The sequence below is a fragment of the Streptomyces sp. NPDC088252 genome, from assembly GCF_044740965.1.
Lineage (GTDB): Bacteria > Actinomycetota > Actinomycetes > Streptomycetales > Streptomycetaceae > Streptomyces.
In genome coordinates, this window is sequence record NZ_JBIURS010000010.1 from 297,438 (window position 1) to 322,457 (window position 25,020).

Below are 25,020 nucleotides of genomic sequence, written 5' to 3' on the forward strand. Positions count from 1 at the left end.
GCTTGATTAGTTTCCGGGCTGTACGACCGGACTCGGGAGGCTCACTTGACCACGGACATTTCACGGCGGCGGCTCTTCGCGCTCGGCGGCGGTGCGCTCGGCGTCGCGGCGGCGGGATCGCTGCTGCCGCCGTCGCTGCAGGCAGCGATGGCCGCGCAGCCGGCGCACTCGGCGGGGTCCGGTGGCGGCGACGGGCTCGGGGCCATCAAGCATGTGGTGATCCTGATGCAGGAGAATCGTTCCTTCGATCATTACTTCGGGACGCTCCGGGGCGTACGCGGCTTCGGTGACCGCAACGCCGTCGAGCTTCCCTCCGGCAAGCCGGTCTTCGAGCAGCCCGCCGCGGCGGGCACCTCCGTGCTGCCGTTCCCGGTGCGCGACGCCGCCGAGACGCAGAAGAAGGACCTCCAGTACATCGGCGCGCTCGACCACTCCTGGAGCGGTGGCGGCAAGGCATGGGCCGGGGGGTGGATGAACGGCTGGGTGACCGCGAAGACGGCCGCCACCATGGCGTACTACGACCGCCGTGACATCCCGCTGCACTACGAACTGGCCGACACCTTCACGGTCTGCGACGCCTACCACTCCTCCATCCACTCCTCGACCAGCCCCAACCGCAACCACCTGTGGAGCGGGAAGACGGGCAACGAGGCGAACGGCAAGCGGGCCGTCGGGAACGACGCGTACGACGAGGGCACGCACCCCGGCTACGGCTGGGGCACGTACGCGGAGCGGCTGGAGAGGGCCGGGCACAGCTGGCGTACGTACACCGAGTGGGAGAACTTCACCGACAACCAGATCGAGTTCTTCGCCACCTTCAAGGCGATCGCCCGCAAGGCACTCGCGAAGACCGGCGGCCATACGTACATGGAGTCGTTCTACTCCGCGATACGGGACGCCGGTGCCGCGGAGCGGGAGCGGCTGTTCGGTCTGCTCGAAGAGGGTGTCGCCACCCTGGACAAGGCCGAACGCAGCCTCTTCGAGCGGGCGCTGCGCCGGGTGGAGACCGGAACGCTGGCCGATGAGTTCGCCAAGGACGTGGCGGCGGGGACGCTGCCCGAGGTCTCGTATCTGGTGCCGTCGGCCGTCGACTCCGAGCACCCGAGCGTCTCCTCGCCGATCCACAGCGCGACGATCGTCTACAAGGTCCTGGACGCGCTGGGCAAGCACCCCGACGTGTGGCGCCACACCGTCGTCCTCATCAACTACGACGAGAACGACGGCTTCTTCGACCACGTGCCGCCGCCGGTCGCACCGCCCGAGGTCACGGAGGAGCAGTGGGAGGGCAAGCCCACCGGTCTCGGGATGCGGGTGCCGCTGCTCGTCGTGTCGCCGTGGACCGTCGGCGGTTACGTCTGCTCCGAGGTCTTCGACCACACCTCCGTGATCCGTTTCCTGGAACGCTGGACCGGGGTGAAGGAGCCGAACATCAGTGACTGGCGGCGCACCGTCACCGGTGATCTGACCTCCGCCTTCGACTTCACGCGCGGGCGTCGCCGGCCGGAGGTGGAACAGCCGGGCGTCATCCCGCCGTTCAGCGGACGCTGGGCGCCGAAGCCGCCGCTCGTGCAGCAGATGCCGGTACAGGAGCCCGGGGCGCGCCCGGCCCGTGCGCTGCCGTACCAGCCGGACGCCCAGGCGAAGCTGGTGGACGGGGCGGTGCGGGTGGCCCTCAGCAACACGGGGCGCTCGTCCGCACACTTCGCGCTGTACCCGTACGCGGGTGAGTTCCCCGCTCCGCAGCACCGGGACGTAACGGGCACCGCACAATGGACGGTGCCGATCACCGGTGCGGCGTACCGGTTCACGGTGACGGGACCGAACGGCTTCCGGCGCGAGTTCGCCGGGCCCGGGAAGGACGGTGTCTCCGCCGGGGCCGAGGTCGCCTCGCGGATCGACGCGCACGAGCGGGACCTGCACCTCACCCTGCGCAACACGGGACGGACCACGCTCACCTTCACCGTACGGCCGCTCGGATACGTCGAAGAGGCGGATCTGCGGGACTGGACCAGGAAGGTCAAGGTCAAGCCCGGCCGCAGCCGTACGGTGGTGCACTCGGCGGCCGACGCGCACGGCTGGTACGACCTGGCCGTCACCGTCGACGGGGACGACGCCTTCCGCCGCAGGCTGATGGGGCACATCGAGAACGGCCGGGTGAGCGTCTCCGGCTGACGGCTGACGGGCCGGCAGGTCCGGTCGGCGGGGCCCTTTGCGTACGGGAGTTCGATGCTCGACGGAACCGCCGGAGCGCGGGCCGCGTTTCCTCGATCATGAGTGAACTGATCGAGAAATGGGCCGGGGTCGCGCCGGACGCCGCTCCCGAGGAGGCGGACCCCGTCGTTCTGGAGTGCGCCCGCCTGCTCGCCGCCGAACCGGGCGGCGAGCAGGCGGTCCAGCTCACCCTCGGTCTGGTGCACATGGCGCCGTACGTCCTCGGACGGCGCGGCGCTCCCGTCGAGCGGGCCGTGGTGGACGCGCTCGCCGCCGCGGCGAAGGCCCTGGACGCGCGGTTCCCGGGGGCCGACGGCTGCGGGCACGCGGCTCACCCGTACACCGGGACCCTGGAGAGGTGGGACACGGACGCGAGCGCGCTGCGCGACGCGCCGGACGTCCGGGTTCCGCTCGCCCCGGACGGGGCCGAGACCTGCCCGCGCAACGCCGCCGGCTGGGCGCGGACAGCCGCCGATGTGATCCTGCCGGGCAGTGTGGAGGGCATTCCCGACATCGTCCCGGAGGACCACCGGAGCAGCATCAGCAGCCTGGGGAGCGTGCTCAACGACTATCCGAACGGCGATCCGTTCCGGGACCTGGACGTCCATGCCATGCCGCCTGCCACCCTCTCGCGGGCCGCTCTCGCCGGCTATGTCGTCGTCGCCCACGCCAACTGCTGGTACGCGGCGTCGGGCCGGGTCAGGCAGCGGTCGCTGCTCGACGACATGATCGAGGGCCTGGAGTCCGTACTGCAGCTGCTGCCGGACACGGCGTGCGCGCACGGCGACGGCGAGCACCCGGCGCTGAGCTCCGGCAGCGACCAGCAGGCCGCCGAGGGCATCCACCTGCAGAGCCCCGGCGGCCGGGCGCTCCTGCGCGAGGAGCACGAGGACGGATACGGTGCCTCGCTGGAGGCATGGACCTGCACCACCTTCCTGCGCGCCCTCGCCGTCGAGGCCCGTGACCATCTGCGCGGGGCGGTCGACGCACTCTTCGGCACCCGGGAGACGGCCCATCTGGACGCGGTGTACCTGCGCCCCGACGGCCGCCTCGACATCGGACCGCTGAGCGAGCGCCATGTCCCGTTCAAGGACGAGAACGCCTCCGCGGAAGCGGCGCTCTGGGCGGCCAGGCGGTACGAGGAGCTCGGCCCCGACGGACCGGCGCTCGACCGGTCCGTGCTGCTGCTCCTGATGGGAACGGCGGCCGAGTCCCTGGAACTGCCGTACGGGGCGGCCCGGGAGATCCTTGATGTCCTGCGTACCGCTGTCGCCACCCCGCCCGGCGAGGCGTGCGCCCACGACGACGGCCACGCGCCCCGGTACGAGCGCACCGCCGACCGCATGGCCCGCATCGCGCACCTCTACGCCCCCGACATCTGCCCCGCCCCCGACCCGGCCTCCGACAGCGGGCCGCTGGCCTGCCCCGTCCACCTGGCGGAGGTCGTGGCGAAGGGCATGGCGGAGATCGAGGAGCGGTTCGAGGCGGAACCGGAGGCGGAGGAGGAGCGGCTGACCGGCTGAGAGCCGGTCGCCGGGGTGGGGCCCGATACGGCGGTGCGCGACGAGGTCGAGGCGGGGCCCGACGCCTCGTGCGTCCGGAGGCCACGGTCCCCAAAGGTCGTCGCGCGTCCGGAGGCCACGCGAGCCGGGAATCCGCGGTGTGTCCCGAAGCCATTGTGAGTATGGCCACGAAAGGGACAAATGATCACCAACGGCTGCCAGAGTGGCAGTTCTCAGGTCATGTGTTCTTTGCGGACAATTCATGTTTTGTTCCGCTGATGAGCCGCGAACCCTCAGGGAGCACATCCGTTGGCTGCCATTGCCCGCTGGTGCATCAGGCACCGCCTCGTCGCCGTTCTCATCTGGCTCCTCGCCCTCGGCGGTGCGGCCACCGCGGCGGGCTTCGCGGGTTCCGCGTACTCCAACGACTACGAGGCGCCCGGTACGGAGTCCGGCCGGGCCGCCGAGCTCCTCAAGAACGGCTTCACGGACCTCGGCGGTGACACCGACACCATCGTCTGGCACACCACCGACTCCACCGTGCGGGCCGCCGATGTCCGCCAGACGATGACCCGGACCCTGCATGAGGTCGAGGCACTGCCCGGCGTCGGAGCCGTCACCGGGCCGTACGGGGAGTCCGGAGCCGGGCAGATCAGCGAGGACGGACACACCGCCTACGCCACGGTCACCTTCGACCATCAGTCCGAAGACATCCCAGTGCAGCAGGCGCAGGCAGTCGTCGACACCGCGAAGGCGGCCGCGGGCGACCATCTCCAGGTGGAACTGGGCGGCTCGGCCGTGGCCCTCACCGATGCGCCTTCCGTCCACTTCAGTGAGGCCATCGGGGTCGTCGTCGCGGCGGTCGTGCTGTTCCTGGCCTTCGGCTCGCTCGCCGCCAGCATCCTGCCCATCGCCACCGCCCTCGTCTCCGTCGGAACGGCGTACGCGGGCATCGTGCTGCTCGGCCATGTGATGACCGTCGCCGACTTCGCACCCATGCTGGGCATGCTGATAGGGCTCGGCGTGGGTATCGACTATGCGCTGTTCATCGTCACCCGGCATCGCACCGGCCTGCGCAGAGGCATGACGGTCACCGAGGCGGCGCGGAACGCCGTCGCGACGACCGGGCGGGCCGTCGTCTTCGCCGGAGCCACCGTCTGCGTCGCACTGCTCGGCATGCTGATCCTGCGGCTCGGCTTCCTCAATGGTGTGGCGGTCGCCGCCTCGCTCACCGTCGTCCTGACCGTGGCCGCCTCCGTGACCCTGCTGCCCGCCCTGCTGTCCTTCATCGGCATGCGGGCGTTGAGCCGGCGTGAGCGCAGACAACTCGCCGAACGCGGGCCGCAGCCCGAACTGCCCACCGGCTTCGCCGCCCGCTGGTCCGCCTTCGTCGAACGCCACCCCAAGCTGCTCGGGGCGTGCGCCGCCGTGGTGATGCTGGTCCTGGCGCTGCCCACGTTCTCCCTGCATCTGGGCACCTCCGACCAGGGCAACAACCCCTCGTCGTCGACCACCCGGCAGGCGTACGACCTGCTGGCCGACGGATTCGGCCCCGGGGTCAACGGCCCGTTGACGATCGCCGCGAAGCTCGACGGCGCGGGCGACCGGCTCGCGATGGACGGCCTGCCGGCCACGCTGCGGGCCACCCACGGGGTGGCCTCGGTCGGCCCGGTCACGTACAACGCCGACGGCGGTACGGCCTTCGTCACCGTCGTACCGAAGTCGTCCCCGCAGTCGCAGGAGACCAGCGCGCTCGTCGACCGGCTGCGCACGGACGTCCTCCCACGGGCCGAGGCGAACACCTCGCTCCGGGCCCATGTGGGCGGGGTGACGGCCAGCTACGACGACTTCGCCCGGATCATCATCGGCAAACTTCCGCTCTTCGTCGGTGTCGTCATAGGGCTCGGCTGTCTGCTCCTGCTGATGGCCTTCCGGTCGATCGGTATCCCGCTGAAGGCCGCCGCGATGAACGTGGCGGCGGTCGCCTCCTCGTTCGGAGTCGTCGTCGCGATCTTCCAGTGGGGGTGGGGGAGCGAGCTGCTGGGACTGGGCAGTTCCGGTCCCATCGAGCCGTTCCTTCCGGTGATCATGGTGTCCGTGCTCTTCGGGCTCTCCATGGACTACCAGGTGTTCCTGGTGGGGCGGATGTACGAGGAGTGGCTGGAGACCGGCGACAACAGACGGGCGGTCCGGGTCGGCCTCGCCGAGACCAGCCGCGTGATCAACTCCGCGGCCGTGATCATGATTTCGGTCTTCCTCGCGTTCGTCCTCAGCGGGGACCGGGTCATCGCCATGTTCGGCATCGCGTTGGCCGCGGCCGTGGCACTCGACGCCTTCGTTCTCCGCACCCTGCTGGTCCCCGCGGTCATGCATCTGCTGGGCGGCGCGAACTGGTGGCTGCCGGGCTGGCTGGACCGGCGGCTGCCGCGGATCAGCATCGAGTCCCCCGACTGCCGCGCGCCGCGTGCGAAGATCCCACAGGCCGCACAACCGGTGGATCCGGTGGACGTGGCGCAGTCGGCGCACGCGGTGGAAGCGGTTCGAGAAGGAGCATGATGTTCGCGATATCCCTGGGCGACGACGGAGCCGAACTGCGGCCGTTGGAGATCTGGCAGGCGGAGGAGTTCCTCGCCCACGTGGACCGGGCCCGCGAGCTCGTCGATCCCTGGATCGCCTTCGCCTCCTTCGCCACCGACCTGGACTCGGCGCGTGCCCTGCTCCGGCGGTACGCGGAGAAGCAGGCGGCCGACACGGGACGGCTCTACGGCATCTGGCTGGACGGCACCCTCGTCGGCGGCGTCCTTTTCCGGGTCTTCGACACGGAGTCCGGGAACTGCGAGGTCGGCTGCTGGCTGGAACCGGCGGCGCAAGGGCGCGGGCTGATCACCCGGGCGGCTCGGAAGCTGATCGACTGGGCGGTGTTCGAGCGCGGCATGCACCGCGTGGAGTGGGACGCGTCCGCCGCGAACACCCGCAGCATCGCCGTGGCCGAGCGGCTCGGCATGAAGCGGGACGGGGTCATACGCGAGAACTACCTGTATCGCGGCGAGCGGCACGACTCGGAGATCTGGTCCGTGCTGGCACCGGAGTGGCGGGCACGGAACGCCTGACGGCGGCCGGAGGGGTCGCGACGGGCTGAGGGCGGCCGGAGGCGGGCGTTAAGAGGGTTCTCATCCGGGCCGCCTAGCGTGCGGGACATGAACCCCAGGACTCCCACCAGCCCCACTGACCTCACTACCCCCACCGGCCCCGTTGCTTCCGATACCGAGAAGACGGGTGCCGAGGAGACCGCCCACGAGGACACGGCGCACAGCCTCGACAAGGGAGCGGCCGAAGCCGGGGGAGCGCGCGCGGTGGCCGCCGGAGACACGGCGGCGGCCGCCGCCCCGGAGCCCGCGCAGGATCTCGGCCCGGACGCCGGACCCGGGGAATCAGGCCCCACGGACGGCGACCGCAAGGACCCGGGCCTCAAGGGCTCCGAGTCCGAGAGCTCCGAGTTCACGGACTTCGAGATCGAGGACTCCGGGTTCGAGGACTCCGACAAGGGGCCGTCCGGTCGCGGCGCGGCCGCCGCGGCCGTGGCCGCCGCCGGTCTCGGCGTCGTCGCGCTCAGCGGGTCCTGGACCGGCAAGATCGCCGCCGAGCGCGAGACCCTCATCGGGCAGATCAAGACCTCGACCGGCGGTTCCGCGGCCCAGCAGATCTCCGAGATCTACGGCGACGCCTGGCACGCCACGGCGCTGGTCAACGGCCTCTTCGCGCTGCTCGCCGTCCTGGTCGGCGTCTTCGCCCTGGTACGCCCGGCCTTCGGCGCGCCCTCCCCGCACCCGCAGCCCGGCTGGGTGCGGGCCGTGGCGACCGCCGGCATCGCGCTCGGCGTCCTCGGTGTGGTGCTCTCCATCGGTATGTACTTCGACCTCATCGTGTCCCTGCCGACCACGGCCATCAGCAAGTGAGTACGCACCGCCCCGGACCCTGAGGTCTTCTGTTCGGATCATGCCGGGCTCGCGTGCCCGATCGCTGATCCGGCCTGGTCCGAACGGAAGGCCCTAAGGCATCGAGCCGGCATGCCCCGCGCCGTATGCGGCGGTGTCCGCACCCGGCTAAGGCCCCCCGGCCCCAGAAGATGCGGAACTCGCCCGATGTGGCGGCACCCCCTGGCAGACGAGAGTGGGAGCACGGCAGAGGCACTGCCGCCCCCAGGCCCGAACGGGCCGTCGTCCTCAGGGAGAAGACATGTACACGCTCGAACTGCACCAGGTGAAAGCGGCCGAACTGCTGCGCCGGGCCGAGCGGGAGCGGCTCGCCGGGGAAGCACGCCGCGCCCGCCGGGCCGCTCGCCGGACCGCCCGGGATGCCGTGCGCAAGGAGGCGGAGAGGCCGGTGAGTACGGACAGGGACCGGTTCGTCCACGCCGCGTAGCGGCCGTGTGACGGCCGTCGTCATGTCGGACGAACCGATTCCGTTGCCCGGACCGTCGGACCCGTGTGCGATGCTCGGCGACGTGGAGACCAGGTCCGTCAGTCCGGTGTTCGTCGGCCGCGCAGGTGAATTCGCCTCGCTCGTCGACGCGCTCACCCGCGTCGGCGCCGAGGGCACCGGCCGGGCCGACCACCCCGGCGGCGAGCCGCAGGCGCTGCTCGTCGGGGGCGAGGCGGGGGTCGGAAAGACCCGGCTGGTCGAGGAGTTCCTCGCGGCGGCGGTGCGCCGCGAGGCCGTCGTCGCCGTCGGCGGCTGTGTCGAGATCGGCGCCGACGGTCTGCCCTACGCCCCGTTCTCCACGGCCCTGCGCGCCCTGCGCCGTACCCTGCCCGACGAGATGGCCGCGGCCTGTGCCGGTCAGGAGGGCGAACTCGCCCGGCTGCTCCCCGAACTCGGCGAGGCCGACCGGGACGCGACCGACGAGCACAGCACCGCCCGACTCTTCGAACTCACCGCCAGACTCCTGGAGCGCATCTCCGCGCAGCGCGCGATCGTTCTCGTCCTGGAGGACCTGCACTGGGCCGATGCCTCCACCCGGCATCTCCTGGCCTACCTCTTCCGCACCGTGCGCAGCGGGCGCCTCGTCGTGATCGGCACCTACCGCTCCGACGACATCCACCGCCGCCACCCCTTGCGCCCCCTCATCGCCGAACTGGACCGGCTCCGTACCGTCCGCCGGATCGAACTCGCCCGTTTCAACCGGGCCGAGGTCTGCCGCCAGCTCACCGGCATCCTCGCCGCCACCCCCGAGGCCGCCCTCGTGGACGAGATCTTCGAACGCTCCGACGGCAACGCCTTCTTCGTCGAGGAACTCGCCTGCAGTCTGGAGAGCGGCGACCGCTCCCGGCTCTCCGACTCACTGCGCGACCTCCTGCTCGTCCGCGTCGAAGCGCTCCCCGAGGACGCGCAGAAGATCGCCCGGATCGTGGCCGAGGGCGGTTCCGCCGTCGAGTACGAACTGCTCGCCGCGGTCGCGGGCCTGGGCGAGGACGAGCTCATCGGGGCGCTGCGGGCGGCCGTCGGCGCCAATCTGCTGCTCACCACCCCGGAGGGCAACGGCTACCGCTTCCGGCACTCCCTGGTCCGCGAAGCCGTCAGTGACGATCTGCTGCCCGGCGAGCGCTCCCGGCTCAACCGGCGGTACGCGGAAGCGCTGGAGATCGACCCCGCACTGGTCCGCGCCGGTGAACGCGCCACCCGGCTCGCCAGCTACTGGTACGGCGCGCACGACGCGGCCAAGGCCCTGCCCGCCGTACTGAAGGCCTCGGTCGAGGCCCGTCGGCGCTACGCCTTCTCCGAGCAACTCCGTCTGCTGGAGCGGGCGATGGAGCTGTGGGACGACGCTCCCGACAGCGTGCGCCGCACCCTGCGCCCCATCGACTACGCCGAGGGCTACCCGGCCTGCGGCTGCGACCCCGAGACCACCCCGCTGCGCTATATCGACCTGATGGCCGAGGCCACCGTCGCCGCCCGGTTCGGCGGCGAACGCGAACGCGCCCTGGCCATCGCCAAGAAGGCCATGCGCGTTCTCGACGGCGAGGACGACCCGCTGCGTGCGGCCTGGTTCTGGGTCCAGCGCTCCCGGCTGATGCAGGACCTCACCCGTGGTGACGGATGGCAGGAACTGGCCAACGCCCAGGAGTTGGTCCGGGGCCTGCCCCCGTCCGTCGTCCATGCCGACGTCCTGATGAGCGTGGCGGGCTGGGGCGCCCTGCACCGGCCGGGCCCCGAGACGCTGCGCGCCGTCGACCGTGCCGTGGAGTACGCCCGACTCGTCGGCGACGAGTACATCGAACTGCACGCCAGACTGACCCGTGGCTGGCTCACCGCCGACGCGGGTGGTGTCGACGAGGGCATCGCCGAGATGTACGCGGTCCGCGACCGCGCCGACGAACTGCACCTGGTCGGCATCATGAGCCGGGCCGGCATCAACCTCCCCTCCACCCTCGAAGCCATGGGGCGCTCCCTGGAAGCCGTGGCGGCCGCCGACCACGGCATCGAGATCAGCCGCAGCCACGGCATCGTCGACATGGAGGCATGGGTCCGCTGCAACCAGGCGACCTCGCTCTTCTCCCTCGGTCACTGGGACGAGAGCCGGGCCACCACCGACGCGGCGGCCCGCGCCGCCCAGTCCAGCAAGGCGCAGGGGTTCGTCGCCGCACGCCGTACCGAACTGGCCCTCGTCCGGGGTGACCTGGCCGAGGCCGAGTTCCAACTCGCCCTGACCCGGCGCTATTTCGGATCACGTGACCCGCAGCCGCAGCTCCTCATCTCCCCCGTGCGCCATGCCATGGCCCTCGCCGTGCAACAGGGCAGGCTTTCCGAGGCGCGGGCCGCGTTCGAGGCCCAGGCGAAGGAGGGCTTCCCGCCCGGCACCCAGCGCTATGCGCTGCCGCTGCTCCATGTCGCCGCCGCCGCCGAGGCCGACGCCCGGGGTCTGCCCGCCGCCGAACCCGGCCGTCCCGCGATCCTCGCGAGCATCCGGACCCACCTGAAGCGGCTGCCGATGCTCATCCCCATCTGGGCCGCCTACGGTCTCCTGGTCGACGCCGAACTGGCCAGGGCCGAGGGCCTCGACACCCCCGACCACTGGTCCCGCGCCGCCGCCGCCTTCGCCCCTCTGCAACGCCCGTACGAGCTGGCCCAGATCCGTCACCGCTGGGCCGAGGCCCTCCTCATCGCCTCCGGCGACCGGTCCGCGGTCACCACGCTGCTGCGCGACGCCCACCGGACCGCCCGGCGGCTCGACGCACGCCCGTTGACCGAGGCCATCGAGTTGCTGGCCGGCCGGGCCCGTGTCACGCTCACCCCGCCCGACCGGACCCCGGCATCCGGCACGACGCACGAGATGCCCGCCGCCGTCACCGTCCCCGCCCGGGACGGCGGCTCCGACGAGGCCATGGACCGCGAGCAGACCGAGGACCACCTGCGCGAGGCGGCCGCGGCGGCGGTGGAGTCCTTCGGGCTGACACGACGCGAACAGGATGTGCACCGTCTGGTCGCCGCCGGTCACACCAACCGCAGAATCGCCGAGGAGCTCTACATATCGCCCAAGACCGCGAGCGTGCACGTCTCGAACATCCTCGCCAAGCTCGGCGTCGCCAGCCGCGGCGAGGCGGCCGCGCTGGCCCACCGGCTGCGCCTGTACCCGACGGGGAGCGCCCCCTGACCCCGGGAGCGCCTCCCGGTCCTGGAACGGCCCCGGGGCGCCCGGCCCGATTCCCCGGTCAGGGAGCCGCGCCCCGGCCACCACCGTCCTCCTGCGGCGATGCATCCGGGCCGGCCCTCTGTGACCGCGCGTCCGGAAGGACCTTCCACCGCCTGACCGGAACGGCCCCCGGAGCGCTTGACGCATCGGGCCCGGACGCCTCGTCCGGAGCGTTTGCGGCCCGGTCCTGGCCGGATGGCGTCCCACCACCGGCCTCGGGACCACCGCCGGTGCCGGGGCTCCTGTCGGCACCGGTACCGGAGGCCCTGACGATCACCTTTCCGGAGGCCAGGTCTATCGGCCCGCGCCCCGGGTCGCCGACGCCGAGGTCCACCCGGGTCAGCTCCAGGCGCTTCTGCTCCTCGGCGGCATGCCTGCGGCCCGGCGCGAAGAGTTCCTCGAAGAAGTTGAACACCCGTCGCACGCCCTTTCACCTGCTGTAGCCGCTACCGCACCTCCAGCACCAGGATCCTGTCGTCTCCCGGCTTCGGGGTGCCACGGGTGTCCGTATTGCTCGTGACGAGCCAGAGCCTGTTGCCGCCCGCGGTGAGCACGGTGCGCAGACGGCCGTACTTCCCCCTGAGGAACGCTTGCGGGGCCGCCAGGGGTTCCCCGTCCCCCTTGCCGGACAACGGAATCCGCCAAAGCCGCTCACCGCGCAGAGCCGCCATCCAGATCGAGCCCTCGGCGAACGCGATCCCGCTCGGAGACGCCTCGGACGGCTTCCACTGTGCCACGGGATCGATGAAACCCTTCTTCCCCGCCTTGCCCTCGACCTCCGGCCAGCCGTAGTTCCCTCCCGACACGATCCGGTTCAGCTCGTCCCAGGTGTCCTGCCCGAATTCGGATGCCCACAACTGCTCGTGCCCGTCCCAGGCCAGCCCCTCCACATTGCGGTGTCCGTACGAATACACCACGGAGTCGGCCTCCGGATTGCCGTGCAGCGGCAGACCGTCGGGGGTCATCCGCAGGATCTTGCCGGCCAGCGACTTCTTGTCCTGCGCGAGCTCGCGGTCCCCCGTCTCCCCGGTGCCCGCGTACAGCATGTGGTCCGGGCCGAAGGCGATCCGCCCGCCGTTGTGGATCGAGCCCTTCGGGATGCCCCGGAGGATCGTGTCCGGGGCACCCAGCAGCCGGCCCGGCGTGGTGCCGTTCTCGTCGTACTGCATGCGTGCGATGCGGTTGTCGGACGCGGTCGTGAAGTACGCGTACACCAGATGGTCCGAACCGTACGTGGGGGAGACCGCGATGCCCAGCAGCCCGCCCTCGCCGCCCGGTGACACCCCGGGCACGGCGCCCAGCAGTGTCTTCTTGCCGTTCTTCGCGTCGATCCGGGTGATCGTGCCCTTGTCGCGCGAGGAGACCAGCAGATCGCCGCCGGGCAGCTCGGCCAGCCCCCACGGCGAGTCGAGACCCTCGGTGAGCGTGGAGACCACCTTCACCGAGCCCTTCGCGGGCGGCAGGTCGGTCGACGGGGACGGGGCGGCCGACGGGCCAGAGGCGGTCGGCGAGGGGCGGGACGCCGACGGCATGCCTCCGCCGCCGGCCGGACCGGCCACGCCGTTGTCCGGGGAGCACCCCGCGGCCAGCACCAGCGTGCCCGCCGCCAACGCGGCCACCGCCCCCCGGCGCCCGCCTCGGCGACGCCCCACGGGGCCTCGTACAGATCCGAACAGAACACCGCGCACAGCATCGATCCCTTCGACGGCCAGCCGACTACTGTTCTTACACCGCGGCCCCGCCCCGGGTTCCCGTGCGCGCCGAGTTTCTCCATGGGCGATCACGAAGACGGTCCGCTGATCAGTCCCACGACCCCCGCGCCGCGGGCAGCCGGGAGATCTCCACCAGATCCTGCGCGGTCAGCGTCAGCCCGGCCGCCCCCGCGTTCTCCACCGCCCAGTGCTCCCGCTTGGTCCCGGGCACCGGCACCACGTGCGACCCCTGCCGAAGCACCCAGGCGAGTGCCACCTGTGCGGCGGTCGCCCCGTGGCGCTCGGCGATCCGCCGCAGGCCGACCACCACCGGCTGGTTCGCCGCCATCATCTCGGCCGTGAACCGCGGATGCCTGGCCCGCAGGTCCTGCGGTTCGAAGCCCTGTCCAGGGGTCAGTGTCCCCGTCAGATATCCGTTCCCCAGGGGCATCGCCGCCAGCAGCCCCACGCCCCGCGCCGAGCACCACGGAAGCAGTGACTCCAGCGCCTCCGGGGACCAGACCGAGAGCTCGGCCTGCACCGCGCTCACCGGGAAGACCTGCTGCACCCGATCCAGCTGACGGATCGTTTCGTCATACATGCGGGCACCCGGCCGACGTGAGGCCCGCGCCCCGACGGCACAGAGCCCGAGCGCCCGCACCTTGCCGGCGGTCACCAGCTCCGCCATCGCGCCCCAGGTCTCCTCCACCGGCACCTCGGGATCGGCCCGGTGCAGCTGGTACAGATCGATCACATCGGTCTGGAGCCGCCGCAGCGAGGCGTCGCAGGCCCGCCGCACATAGCCGGGGCGGCCGTTGGCGACGATGTGCTGATCGCCCACCAGCAGCCCGCACTTGGTGGAGACGAAGGCCTCGGACCTGCGGCCCTTCAACGCCCGGCCCACCAGCAGCTCATTGGTGAAGGGGCCGTACATGTCGGCCGTGTCGAGCAGTTGCACCCCCGCGTCGAGCGCGGCGTGCACCGCTCGCAACGCACGGTCACCGCGCTGCTGCGAGGCGCTGTACGCCCAGCTCATCGGCATACAGCCAAGGCCGACCGCACCCACGGCGAGCGCCGCCGCCCCGAGACTCCTGCGCTCCAACTCCCCGAACCTTTCCTAGGTCCCGCCGTCGCGGGACCACAACGCACCCCCAACGTAGCCTCTGCCGACCGCGACCCCGCGCGCAGCCTCCCGGCGATCACGGCAGTTACGGCCTGCTGCACGATGGAGAGTGGATCGGCGAGCGGCGTCATGCGGCTTCGGATCCGAGGCGGAGGAGGGAGGCGACGCGGAGCGTCGTCGACCGACGACAACGCCGGAGGCGAAGCCGCATCGCGCCGGGAGCCCGCTCGCTGTCGTGGACCAGGCCGTTAGCCTCCTGACCATGACTTCGAAGAAGATTCCCGACGTATGGCTGCCTCTTCCCGCCGATGAGATCGAAGGACTCCCCGACGGTTTCGACTACCGGTTCTGGGACGGCGAGCGGGACTACCCCGCCGACCCGGCCGACTGCGCGTTCTACGTGGTGCCGTACATGAAGGGTTCCGAGATCGCGGTCCGTCCGCTCGCCGACATGACACGGGTGCGGGTCGTGCAGACGCTCACCGCGGGCATCGACCATGTCGAGCCGGGCCTCGGCCTGCTGCCGGCCGGGGTGCGGCTGTGCAATGCCAAGGGGGTCCACGAGGCGTCGACCGCGGAGCTCGCGCTCGCCCTGATCCTCGCCTCCCTGCGCGGCTTCCCCGGGTTCGTCCACGGCCAGGCCAAGGAGGAGTGGCGGGCCGGCTTCTACCCCGCCCTCGCCGACAAGTCCGTACTGATCGTGGGGTACGGATCGATCGGCGCCGCCATCGAGGACAGGCTCGCGCCGTTCGAGTGTGCGCGGGTGGCGCGCGTCGCGCGCTCCGCACGGGCGACAGCGCGCGGCCCCGTACGCGCACTCGACGATCTGCCCGCACTCCTGCCCGAGGCCGACGTCGTCGTGCTGTCCACCCCGTTGAATCCCTCCACACAAGGGCTGGTGGGCGCGGAGTTCCTCGCCGCGATGCCGGACGGGGCGCTGCTCGTGAACGTCGCACGGGGCGGTGTCGTCGACACCGGGGCGCTGCTCCTCGAACTCGGATCAGGGCGGCTGCGCGCCGCCCTGGACGTCACCGACCCCGAACCCCTGCCCGCCGGCCACCCCCTCTGGCATGCTCCGAACGTCCTGATCACTCCGCACGTGGGTGGCAGTTCCTCGGCGTTCCTGCCGCGCGCCAAGCGTCTGGTGGCCGGGCAGCTGAATCGATTCGCCTCGGGCGAGCCGGTGCGGAACGTCGTACGCGTCATGGACTGACCACGCTGCGAGTCCGAACGGATGCGCACAGTGCCGACAATCCCCTTCTTCGTCACTGAGTGTATATAAGCTATGTCCCTGCGTGACTGGTCTGGTGTATCGTCCCGAAAGGGGCGCTGCGCCGAGGAGGGGACGGCGCCGGGGAGGACGCAACACACGAGGGGGCGACGGGCGATGTACGGCCGATGGGCGAACGATCCGGTACCGCGGAGTGGTCGACGGCGACCGGGGTGTGCTCCGGTTCTCCCCCCGTCCGCCCGCGCGGTGGGTGTCGCGGCGTCTTGCGCGGCGCGCCGTCCGCGTGCCGCGGGCGCCCGGACGGGCCCGGTGGCGCGCCGGGTGCGGGTGCCGGGTGTCGTGACGTGGACGGCGGATCCGGAGCGGGCCCCGGCGTGGGGTGCGCCCCGATGAGCGCGCCGGCCGGAGCGCTCGGGGCGTTCCTCTCCCGGCGGTCGACCGTCGGCGGCGCGTCCGCACTGGTTCCGCAGATCCTGCTCGGCCTCGTCTGCGGCGGGTACGCGGTGGGGGCCGCCCTCGGCTGGGGTTCCTCGGAACTGGCACTCTTCATGGGGGACTTCGGCCTCAGCGCCGCCGCGCTGATCGCGGCCGTCTCCTGCTTTCTCTACGCGCGGTCCGCCGGCGACCGGTTCCGGCCCGCCTGGCTGCTGTTCTCGATCTCCTCGTTCATGGCCGCCGGGGGCAACGCGGTCTGGGGCTGGTACGAGGTGGTGCTCGGGCGCTCGGTGCCCAGCCCCTCCCTCGCCGATGTCTTCTTCCTCTGCTTCGCCCCTCCCGCCATCGTCGGGCTGCTCGTCCTCGCCAAACGCCCCGTCACCCGGGCCGGCTGGGTCTGTCTCGCCCTGGACTCCTGGCTGATCGGCGGCTCGCTGCTCACGCTCTCCTGGAGCCTCGCCCTCGCCCACACCGCCCACCTCGTGGACGCCGAAGGGGCGAGCGTGGCCCGCGCGGCGCTCTCGCTGGCCTACCCGCTGCTCGACATCGTGCTGGTCTCCATGGTGCTGGCCCTGCACTTCCGGCGGTCCAACGCCAACCGCTCCGCGGTGAACACCGCCATCGTCGCCCTCGCCCTGACGGTCCTGTGCGACGCCCTGTTCACCTCTCCGCTGCTGCGCCAGAGCTATCACTCCGGCCAACTGCTGGACGCAGGCTGGTTCGGCGGTTCCCTGCTCCTCGCGTACGCGCCCTGGGGCGCCCACAGCACGGCGGACGACGCTCTCCCGCCGCGCGACGCGCCCCGCCCGACCAGCCGCCCCATCGCGGGATCGCTGGCCGCGCTGACGCCGTATCTCGCCGCCGCCGTCTGCACCCTCGGCATTCTCTACAACGTCATCGAGGGTCGCCGAGTGGACCGCGTCGTGGTCTTCACCGGCTGCACGGTGGTGCTCGCCCTGGTCGTCCGGCAGGGCATCATGCTTGTCGACAACATCGCCCTCACCCAGGAACTGGCGCAGAAGGAGAACCACTTCCGCTCCCTGGTGCAGGGGTCCAGCGACGTCATCATGATCGCCGCCCCGACCGGCGTCCTGCGGTACGTGAGCCCCGCCGCCGCCGGGGTGTACGGGCGTGACGCCGACGACCTGGTCGGCGCCGAACTCGCCTCGATCATCCACCCCGAGGATCTGGGACGAGTGGTCCACGAGGTGCGCCGGTTCCTCGCCGCCCCTCCGGGCGAGGAACCCGCCACCCGGATCGAGTGCCGCTTCAGATCCGGTACGGGGGACTGGCTCAACGTCGAGTCCACGGTCAACCGCCATCAGGGCGGGCTGATCCTCAACAGCCGCGATGTCACCGAACGGGTGCGGTTGCAGGCGCAGTTGCAGCACAACGCCGAGCACGACCCGCTCACCGACCTGCCCAACCGCGCCCTGTTCACCCAGCGGGTCCGCCAGGCCCTCGGCGGCCGCCGCTCCGGCGACCCCGGCACCGCCGTGCTCTTCATCGACCTCGACGGCTTCAAGGCGGTCAACGACCGCCTCGGCCACCAGGCGGGCGACGAGCTCCTCATCCAGGCCGCCCGCCGCCTCCACGAGTCCGTGCGGGCCGGTGACACCGCGGCCCGCCTCGGCGGGGACGAATTCGCGGCCATCATCCTCGGCGACGGTACCCGTGACCAGTCCGCCCGGGAATGCCAGGTCCACGAGATCGCCGACCGGCTGCGCCTGACCCTCTCCCAGCCGTACCGCGTCAGTGCCGGTGAGGTCCGGGTCGCCGCGTCCATCGGGGTCGCCTTCGCCGAACCCGGCATCACCCCCAGCGACCTCATGCGCAACGCCGACCTCGCCATGTACCGCGCCAAGGCGAGCGGCAAGGACCGCGTCGAGCTGTACGCCCCGCAGATGCAGGCCGAAGTCGTCCGCCGCTCCGAGCTGGCGGCCCGGCTGCGCACCGCCCTGCGCGACGGCGAGTTCGCCCTGCTCCATCAGCCCGTGGTGCATCTCGCCAGTGGCACCGTCGTCGCCGTCGCCGCACAGGCCCGCTGGCGTTCGGCGCAGGGGATCCTGTTCACCCCGGCCGAATTCCTCCGCGTCGCCGAGGACAGCGACCGCACCGCCGAGCTCGGCCGCTGGCTCCTCGAAGAGGCCGTCGAGCAGGCCGCCGACCGGGCCAGGGCCGGGCACCCGGTCTCCGTCGCCGTGCGGCTCTCCGCCCGCAGGCTCCTCGACAAGGGGATGCCGTTCGGTTCCATCGAGGCGCTGCTCACCCGGCACAGCCTGCCCTCAGGTGCCCTGATGATCGAGGTGTCCGACAGCGACCCCCGGATCTCCTTCGACGAACTCGAACAGCGCCTCGTCGCGCTCCGCCGGCTCGGCGTCCGCATCGCGCTCGACGGCTTCGGCAGCGGCTACGCGGCGATCAACGCCCTGCGCCGGCTCCCCATCGACGTACTGAAGCTGGATCGCGGTCTCGTCGAGGGAGTCGTGGAATCCGCCCGACTGCACAAGATCACCAGCGGCCTCCTGCGTATCGCCTGCGACCTCGGCATGCAGTCCGTGGCCGACGGGGTCGACGTACCGGAACAGGTCCTCGCGCTGCGCGCCATGGGCTGTACGCACGGTCAGGGAATGGCCTTCTCCGGGCCGCTCGACGAGTACCGGCTGCGCCGTGCCCTGGCCCGGGGCGAGTTCCCGGTGCCCGGCAGCGCCGCCGCCCAGCCGGTGCTGGCCGGTGGCTCGATCCCCCGCCTCAGCGGCTCACATTCTGAGACGCCCGTCCCACCCACTTGACACGCCGTGTGCGTCGGAGAGAGGGTCATTGCCATGCGCACCCGAATTCTCGTACTTGGAAAGCGCGTCGGCTGAAGCTGAGTCCCTCGTAGACACTCTGCAGACCACTCCGACGCGCTCCCCTCGCTTGCCTCACGGCACGAGGGGTTTTTTGTTGCACTGGAACCACGCAAAACGTCGCAAAACACCCGCAAGAACCCTCAGCTTCGAGAAGAGAATGCCGATGACCGAGCAGGCCACCGGGGCCCACCATCCCCAGCCGCGGGCCCGTAACGGCGGATCGTCCGCCGCCACCGTTGAGCACGTCACGGGTGCGCAGTCCCTCATCCGGTCTCTTGAGGAAGTGGGTGCCGACACGGTATTCGGCATTCCCGGCGGCGCCATCCTTCCGGCGTACGACCCGATGATGGACTCCACCCGGGTCCGTCATGTGCTGGTCCGCCACGAGCAGGGCGCGGGACACGCCGCCACCGGCTACGCGCAGGCCACCGGCAAGGTCGGCGTCTGCATGGCTACCTCGGGCCCCGGCGCCACCAACCTGGTCACGCCGATCGCCGACGCCCACATGGACTCCGTCCCGCTGGTCGCGATCACCGGCCAGGTCGCCTCCAAGGCCATCGGCACGGACGCGTTCCAGGAAGCCGACATCTGCGGCATCACCATGCCGGTCACCAAACACAACTTCCTGGTCACCAAGGCCGAGGACATCCCGCACACCATCGCCGAGGCCTTCCACATCGCCTCCACCGGCCGTCCGGGCCCCGTCCTCGTCGACATCGCCAAGGACGCCCTCCAGGCGCAGACCACGTTCAGCTGGCCGCCCACCCAGGACCTGCCCGGCTACCGCCCGGTCACCAAGCCGCACGCCAAGCAGATCCGTGAAGCCGCCAAGCTGATCACCCAGGCCAGGCGCCCGGTGCTCTACGTCGGCGGCGGTGTCATCAAGGCGGGGGCCACCGCCGAACTGAAGGTCCTCGCCGAGCTCACCGGAGCGCCCGTCACCACCACACTGATGGCGCTCGGCGCATTCCCCGACAGCCACCCGCTGCACGTCGGAATGCCGGGCATGCACGGTGCGGTCACCGCCGTCACCGCGCTGCAGAAGGCCGACCTGATCGTCGCCCTCGGAGCCCGCTTCGACGACCGCGTCACCGGCAGGCTGGACAGCTTCGCCCCGTACGCCAAGATCGTCCACGCCGACATCGACCCGGCCGAGATCGGCAAGAACCGCGCCGCCGACGTCCCGATCGTGGGCGATGCCCGCGAGGTCCTGGCCGATCTGGTCCAGGCCGTCCAGGCCGAGCACAACGACGGTCACGTCGGTGACTACGCCGCATGGTGGAAGGACCTCAACCGCTGGCGCGACACCTACCCGCTCGGCTATGACCAGCCCGAGGACGGCAGCCTCTCGCCGCAGCAGGTCATCCAACGCATCGGACAGCTCGCCCCCGAGGGCACGATCTTCGCGGCGGGCGTCGGCCAGCACCAGATGTGGGCCTCGCACTTCATCCAGTACGAGCAGCCCGCCACCTGGCTGAACTCCGGCGGTGCCGGAACGATGGGCTACGCGGTCCCGGCCGCGATGGGCGCCAAGGCCGGCATGCCGGACCGCACGGTCTGGGCGATCGACGGCGACGGCTGCTTCCAGATGACCAACCAGGAACTCACCACCTGCGCGCTCAACAACATCCCGATCAAGGTCGCCATCATCAACAACGGCGCGCTCGGGATGGTCCGCCAGTGGCAGACCCTGTTCTACAACCAGCGGTACTCCAACACCGTGCTGCACTCCGGTGCCGATACCGAGGGCGTCCCGGCGAAGGGCACCCGCGTCCCCGACTTCGTCAAGCTGTCCGAGGCCATGGGCTGCCACGCGATCCGCTGCGAGGATCCGGCCGAGCTGGACAAGGTCATCGAAGAGGCCAATTCCATCAACGACCGCCCCGTCGTGATCGACTTCATCGTCCACGAGGACGCCATGGTGTGGCCGATGGTCGCCGCAGGCACCTCCAACGACGAGGTCATGGCCGCCCGCGGGGTCCGCCCCGACTTCGGCGACAACGAAGACGACTGAGAGACAGAGAGAGACCGACTCCATGTCCACCAAGCACACGCTCTCCGTCCTGGTCGAGAACAAGCCCGGTGTCCTCGCCCGGATCACCGCGCTGTTCTCCCGCCGCGGCTTCAACATCGACTCGCTCGCGGTCGGCACCACCGAACACCCCGACATCTCGCGCATCACCATCGTCGTCAGTGTCGAGGACCTGCCTCTTGAGCAGGTGACCAAGCAGCTCAACAAGCTGGTGAACGTCCTCAAGATCGTCGAACTGGAGCCGACCGCTGCGATCCAGCGTGAGCTCGTCCTGGTGAAGGTCCGCGCAGACAACGAGACCCGCTCCCAGATCGTCGAGATCGTCCAGCTGTTCCGCGCCAAGACCGTGGACGTCTCCCCGGAGGCCGTCACGATCGAGGCGACCGGCGGCGCCGACAAACTGGAGGCCATGCTCAAGATGCTGGAGCAGTACGGCATCAAGGAGCTGGTCCAGTCCGGCACCATCGCCATAGGGCGCGGCGCGCGCTCGATCACCGACCGTTCGCTGCGCGCCCTCGACCGCACGGCCTAGCCCCGCACGGCCCAGCCCCGCACGGGCCCGGCCCGCTGCTGCGGCACCGGGGCGCCGCCCCTCGCCGCCCGTATGGCGAGACCCGAAAACGCATCTCAAGCACCCCGCCGTACGGTGGGACGCAACACCTGCACACCAAGGAGAGACCCAGTGGCCGAGCTGTTCTACGACGACGATGCCGACCTGTCCATCATCCAGGGCCGCAAGGTCGCGGTCATCGGCTACGGCAGCCAGGGCCACGCCCACGCGCTGTCGCTGCGTGACTCGGGTGTCGACGTCCGTGTCGGTCTGCACGAGGGCTCCAAGTCGAAGGCCAAGGCCGAGGAGCAGGGCCTGCGCGTGGTGACCCCGTCCGAGGCCGCAGCCGAGGCCGACGTCATCATGATCCTCGTCCCGGACCCGATCCAGGCCCAGGTCTACGAGGAGTCCATCAAGGACAACCTCAAGGACGGCGACGCGCTGTTCTTCGGCCACGGCCTGAACATCCGCTTCGACTTCATCAAGCCGCCGGCCAACGTCGACGTCTGCATGGTCGCCCCGAAGGGTCCGGGCCACCTGGTCCGCCGTCAGTACGAGGAGGGCCGCGGCGTTCCCTGCATCGTGGCCGTCGAGCAGGACGCCTCGGGGAACGGCCTGGCGCTCGCCCTGTCGTACGCGAAGGGCATCGGCGGCACCCGCGCCGGCGTCATCAAGACGACCTTCACCGAGGAGACCGAGACCGACCTCTTCGGTGAGCAGGCCGTGCTCTGCGGCGGTACCGCCGCTCTGGTCAAGGCCGGTTTCGAGACCCTGACCGAGGCCGGTTACCAGCCGGAGATCGCGTACTTCGAGTGCCTGCACGAGCTGAAGCTCATCGTGGACCTCATGTACGAGGGCGGCCTGGAGAAGATGCGCTGGTCCATCTCGGAGACCGCCGAGTGGGGCGACTACGTCACCGGCCCGCGGATCATCACGGACGCCACCAAGGCGGAGATGAAGAAGGTCCTCGCGGAGATCCAGGACGGCACCTTCGCCAAGAACTGGATGGCCGAGTACCACAACGGTCTGCCCAAGTACAACGAGTACAAGAAGGCGGACAGCGACCACCTCCTGGAGACCACCGGCCGCGAGCTGCGCAAGCTCATGAGCTGGGTCAACGACGAGGACGCGTAACACCGACACCCCCGGGGGGCGGGTCCGAGGACCTGCCCCCCCGGGGCGTTTTCCTTCACCGCTGGAAGAGGCGGCGCCGTACGTGTGTACAAGTCGTCCACCCCCGTGTGGGTGATCCTTCCATCGGGGCGCAGTATGCGCCCTGGCGCATGACTACACTTCTCCACACATACACGCGTCAGGCCCACAGTGTCGTGCGTCTTCCACGCGGCAAGCCCCTCCACCGCCTGCGGCCGTCGGGACGGCCGTCCGCACTGGACCTGTGAGGACTCACGTGAGCTCGAAACCTGTCGTACTCATCGCTGAAGAGCTGTCGCCTGCCACGGTTGACGCCCTGGGTCCGGATTTCGAAATCCGGCACTGCAACGGCGCGGACCGCGCCGAACTCCTCCCCGTGATCGCCGACGTCGACGCCATCCTGGTGCGCTCCGCCACCAAGGTCGACGCCGAGGCCATCGCCGCCGCGAAGAAGCTCAAGGTCGTCGCCCGGGCCGGCGTCGGTCTGGACAACGTCGACGTCTCCGCCGCCACCAAGGCCGGCGTGATGGTCGTCAACGCACCAACGTCCAACATCGTCACCGCCGCCGAGCTGGCCTGCGGTCTGCTGGTCGCCACCGCGCGCAACATCCCGCAGGCCAACACCGCCCTCAAGAACGGTGAGTGGAAGCGCTCCAAGTACACCGGCGTCGAGCTGAGCGAGAAGACCCTCGGCGTCGTCGGCCTCGGCCGCATCGGTGTCCTGGTCGCACAGCGCATGTCGGCCTTCGGCATGAAGATCGTCGCGTACGACCCCTATGTGCAACCCGCGCGCGCCGCCCAGATGGGTGTCAAGCTGCTCGCGCTGGACGAGCTGCTGGAGGTCGCGGACTTCATCACCGTGCACCTGCCCAAGACTCCCGAGACGATCGGCCTGATCGGCCACGAGGCGCTGCACAAGGTGAAGCCCTCGGTGCGCATCGTCAACGCCGCGCGCGGTGGCATCGTCGACGAGGAGGCGCTCGCCTCCGCCCTCAAGGAGGGCCGGGTCGCCGGCGCCGGTCTCGACGTGTACGCGAAGGAGCCCTGCACGGACTCCCCGCTGTTCGAGTTCGACCAGGTGGTCTGCACCCCGCACCTCGGCGCCTCCACCGACGAGGCCCAGGAGAAGGCGGGCATCGCGGTCGCCAAGTCCGTACGGCTGGCCCTCGCCGGTGAGCTCGTGCCGGACGCGGTCAACGTCCAGGGCGGCGTGATCGCCGAGGACGTGCGTCCGGGCCTGCCGCTCGCCGAGAAGCTCGGCCGGATCTTCACCGCGCTCGCGGGCGAGGTCGCGGTCCGCCTCGACGTCGAGGTGTACGGCGAGATCACCCAGCACGACGTCAAGGTGCTCGAACTCTCCGCGCTCAAGGGCGTCTTCGAGGACGTCGTCGACGAGACCGTGTCCTATGTCAACGCGCCGCTCTTCGCGCAGGAGCGCGGTGTCGAGGTCCGCCTCACGACCAGCTCCGAGTCGCCGGACCACCGCAATATGGTCACCGTGCGCGGCACGCTCTCGGACGGCGAGGAGATCTCGGTCTCCGGCACGCTCGCCGGGCCCAAGCACCTCCAGAAGATCGTCGCCGTCGGCGAGTACGACGTGGACCTGGCGCTGGCCGACCACATGGTGGTGCTGCGTTACGAGGACCGTCCCGGTGTCGTCGGCACGGTCGGCCGGATTCTCGGCGAGGCCGGTCTGAACATCGCGGGCATGCAGGTCTCGCGGACGGGCGCGGGCGGCGAGGCGCTGGTCGTGCTCACCGTCGACGACGACGTCCCGTCGTCGGTGCTCGCCGAGATCGCCACGGAGATCGGTGCCGCGTCGGCCCGCACGGTGAACCTGACCGACTGACGGCCCCCTGGCCTCGCGTACCCGGTATCTAGACGTACGTTTTACACGAACGTCTGTGTGCCGGGTACGCTGCTTTCCATGGGACATCGTGAGGATCTGCTCGAAGGCGCCAAGCGCTGCCTGCTGGACAAGGGGTACGCCCGGACGACCGCCCGTGACATCGTGGCCGCCTCCGGTACGAATCTCGCCTCCATCGGCTACCACTACGGTTCGAAGGAGGCTCTGCTCAATCTCGCCTTCCTCAAGGTGACGGAGGAGTGGGGCGATGTGCTCACCGAGCAGCCGGACGAGGTCGCGGAAGCCGACGGCGGGCCCCGGTCGCCGCTGGACCAGTTCCGCGACACCTGGGAGCGGGTGATCGAGAGCTATGAGCAGACCCGTTCCGTCTGGCAGCTCCAGATGGAGGTCGTCTCCCGGATCGACCAGGACCCCGAGCTGAAGAAGGCTCTGGTGGGTCCGCAGCGCGAGGGCCGTGACGGGCTCGCCGAGAACATGCTCGGCATCGACCCGGAGACGGACCCGGAGAAGGCGCGGGTGGCGGGGCTGTTCTGCCAGGCGCTGCTCGCCGGGGTGATGGTGCAGTGGCTGATGGACAGTGACTCGGCACCTTCCGCCCAGGACCTGACGGACGGACTGAAGGCGGTCCTTGAGGGGCGGGTGCAGTAGCGGGGGCGTATGCGGGCAGGGTCTGCGGCAGCGGCT

General features: G+C 70.8%; 17 protein-coding genes. 14 read left to right on the forward strand and 3 right to left on the reverse strand.

The window, feature by feature from the left end; translation table 11 throughout:
- Positions 1-45: 45 nt before the first annotated feature.
- The 7 genes from ACIOHC_RS22665 to ACIOHC_RS22695 all read left to right on the forward strand — a co-directional run bounded on the left by ACIOHC_RS22665 (position 46) and on the right by ACIOHC_RS22695 (position 11,364).
- Positions 46-2,172, forward strand: a complete 2,127-nt coding sequence (locus ACIOHC_RS22665) for a phosphocholine-specific phospholipase C (protein ID WP_351074555.1) — start codon at positions 46-48, stop codon at positions 2,170-2,172.
- A 98-nt stretch (positions 2,173-2,270) separates the two neighbouring features.
- Positions 2,271-3,734 (forward strand): hypothetical protein, encoded by a 1,464-nt coding sequence (locus ACIOHC_RS22670; protein ID WP_351074554.1) that lies wholly within the window; start codon positions 2,271-2,273, stop codon positions 3,732-3,734.
- 288 nt (positions 3,735-4,022) lie between these two features.
- Entirely contained in the window at positions 4,023-6,269 is a 2,247-nt protein-coding gene (locus ACIOHC_RS22675) for an MMPL family transporter (protein ID WP_401843710.1), read from the forward strand.
- Positions 6,269-6,823 (forward strand): GNAT family protein, encoded by a 555-nt coding sequence (locus ACIOHC_RS22680; protein ID WP_365690972.1) that lies wholly within the window; start codon positions 6,269-6,271, stop codon positions 6,821-6,823. Before ACIOHC_RS22675 ends, ACIOHC_RS22680 begins: the two co-directional genes overlap by 1 nt.
- Before the next feature lie 87 nt (positions 6,824-6,910).
- Positions 6,911-7,669 (forward strand): hypothetical protein, encoded by a 759-nt coding sequence (locus ACIOHC_RS22685; RefSeq protein ID WP_401843713.1) that lies wholly within the window; start codon positions 6,911-6,913, stop codon positions 7,667-7,669.
- 280 nt (positions 7,670-7,949) lie between these two features.
- Complete coding sequence (locus tag ACIOHC_RS22690; protein WP_351074548.1) at positions 7,950-8,135, forward strand: hypothetical protein; 186 nt, start codon at positions 7,950-7,952, stop codon at positions 8,133-8,135.
- A 70-nt stretch (positions 8,136-8,205) separates the two neighbouring features.
- Positions 8,206-11,364: an AAA family ATPase gene (locus ACIOHC_RS22695; RefSeq protein ID WP_401843752.1), complete on the forward strand. Its 3,159-nt coding sequence runs from the start codon at positions 8,206-8,208 to the stop codon at positions 11,362-11,364.
- 58 nt (positions 11,365-11,422) lie between these two features.
- On the opposite strand, the gene ACIOHC_RS22700 is transcribed toward ACIOHC_RS22695, so the two are convergent.
- From ACIOHC_RS22700 to ACIOHC_RS22710, 3 genes are all read right to left on the reverse strand, one after another.
- Entirely contained in the window at positions 11,423-11,827 is a 405-nt protein-coding gene (locus tag ACIOHC_RS22700; protein WP_401843715.1) for a DUF6191 domain-containing protein, read from the reverse strand.
- 22 nt (positions 11,828-11,849) lie between these two features.
- The gene (locus ACIOHC_RS22705; RefSeq protein ID WP_351080838.1) at positions 11,850-13,022 is read right to left on the reverse strand and encodes a PQQ-dependent sugar dehydrogenase; all 1,173 of its coding nucleotides are present in this window, start codon (positions 13,020-13,022) and stop codon (positions 11,850-11,852) included.
- Positions 13,023-13,203: 181 nt separating this feature from the next.
- A complete protein-coding gene (locus ACIOHC_RS22710; RefSeq protein WP_351080828.1) occupies positions 13,204-14,196 on the reverse strand; it encodes an aldo/keto reductase in 993 nt (330 codons plus the stop codon).
- A 283-nt stretch (positions 14,197-14,479) separates the two neighbouring features.
- On the opposite strand from ACIOHC_RS22710, the gene ACIOHC_RS22715 reads away from it, so the two are divergent.
- The 7 genes from ACIOHC_RS22715 (at position 14,480) to ACIOHC_RS22745 (ending at position 24,984) form a co-directional block, all read left to right on the forward strand.
- Entirely contained in the window at positions 14,480-15,430 is a 951-nt protein-coding gene (locus ACIOHC_RS22715) for a 2-hydroxyacid dehydrogenase (RefSeq protein WP_351080826.1), read from the forward strand.
- 407 nt (positions 15,431-15,837) lie between these two features.
- Positions 15,838-18,675, forward strand: coding sequence for an EAL domain-containing protein (locus tag ACIOHC_RS22720; RefSeq protein WP_365690966.1), 2,838 nt, complete (start codon positions 15,838-15,840; stop codon positions 18,673-18,675).
- 217 nt (positions 18,676-18,892) lie between these two features.
- A complete protein-coding gene (locus ACIOHC_RS22725) occupies positions 18,893-20,749 on the forward strand; it encodes an acetolactate synthase large subunit (protein ID WP_351080822.1) in 1,857 nt (618 codons plus the stop codon).
- A gap of 22 nt (positions 20,750-20,771) precedes the next feature.
- Complete coding sequence (gene ilvN, locus ACIOHC_RS22730; RefSeq protein WP_351080820.1) at positions 20,772-21,299, forward strand: acetolactate synthase small subunit; 528 nt, start codon at positions 20,772-20,774, stop codon at positions 21,297-21,299.
- A 150-nt stretch (positions 21,300-21,449) separates the two neighbouring features.
- Positions 21,450-22,451: a ketol-acid reductoisomerase gene (ilvC, locus tag ACIOHC_RS22735; protein ID WP_037690024.1), complete on the forward strand. Its 1,002-nt coding sequence runs from the start codon at positions 21,450-21,452 to the stop codon at positions 22,449-22,451.
- Positions 22,452-22,725: 274 nt separating this feature from the next.
- Positions 22,726-24,318, forward strand: a complete 1,593-nt coding sequence (serA, locus tag ACIOHC_RS22740) for a phosphoglycerate dehydrogenase (RefSeq protein ID WP_351080818.1) — start codon at positions 22,726-22,728, stop codon at positions 24,316-24,318.
- Positions 24,319-24,396: 78 nt separating this feature from the next.
- Positions 24,397-24,984 carry a TetR/AcrR family transcriptional regulator gene (locus ACIOHC_RS22745; RefSeq protein WP_351080816.1) on the forward strand — a complete coding sequence of 196 codons (588 nt, stop codon included), beginning with the start codon at positions 24,397-24,399 and terminating at the stop codon, positions 24,982-24,984.
- The last annotated feature ends 36 nt before the right edge of the window (positions 24,985-25,020 follow it).

What these genes read in the sequence shown, in the direction of transcription:
- ACIOHC_RS22670 (WP_351074554.1), top strand. Translation starts at nt 2,271, where the DNA reads ATGAGTGAACTGATCGAGAAATGGGCCGGGGTCGCGCCGGACGCCGCT.
- ACIOHC_RS22680 (WP_365690972.1), top strand. Translation starts at nt 6,269, where the DNA reads ATGTTCGCGATATCCCTGGGCGACGACGGAGCCGAACTGCGGCCGTTG.
- ACIOHC_RS22685 (WP_401843713.1), top strand. Translation starts at nt 6,911, where the DNA reads ATGAACCCCAGGACTCCCACCAGCCCCACTGACCTCACTACCCCCACC.
- ACIOHC_RS22690 (WP_351074548.1), top strand. Translation starts at nt 7,950, where the DNA reads ATGTACACGCTCGAACTGCACCAGGTGAAAGCGGCCGAACTGCTGCGC.
- ACIOHC_RS22695 (WP_401843752.1), top strand. Translation starts at nt 8,206, where the DNA reads ATGCTCGGCGACGTGGAGACCAGGTCCGTCAGTCCGGTGTTCGTCGGC.
- ACIOHC_RS22715 (WP_351080826.1), top strand. Translation starts at nt 14,480, where the DNA reads ATGACTTCGAAGAAGATTCCCGACGTATGGCTGCCTCTTCCCGCCGAT.
- ACIOHC_RS22720 (WP_365690966.1), top strand. Translation starts at nt 15,838, where the DNA reads ATGAGCGCGCCGGCCGGAGCGCTCGGGGCGTTCCTCTCCCGGCGGTCG.
- ACIOHC_RS22725 (WP_351080822.1), top strand. Translation starts at nt 18,893, where the DNA reads ATGCCGATGACCGAGCAGGCCACCGGGGCCCACCATCCCCAGCCGCGG.
- ilvN (WP_351080820.1), top strand. Translation starts at nt 20,772, where the DNA reads ATGTCCACCAAGCACACGCTCTCCGTCCTGGTCGAGAACAAGCCCGGT.
- ACIOHC_RS22745 (WP_351080816.1), top strand. Translation starts at nt 24,397, where the DNA reads ATGGGACATCGTGAGGATCTGCTCGAAGGCGCCAAGCGCTGCCTGCTG.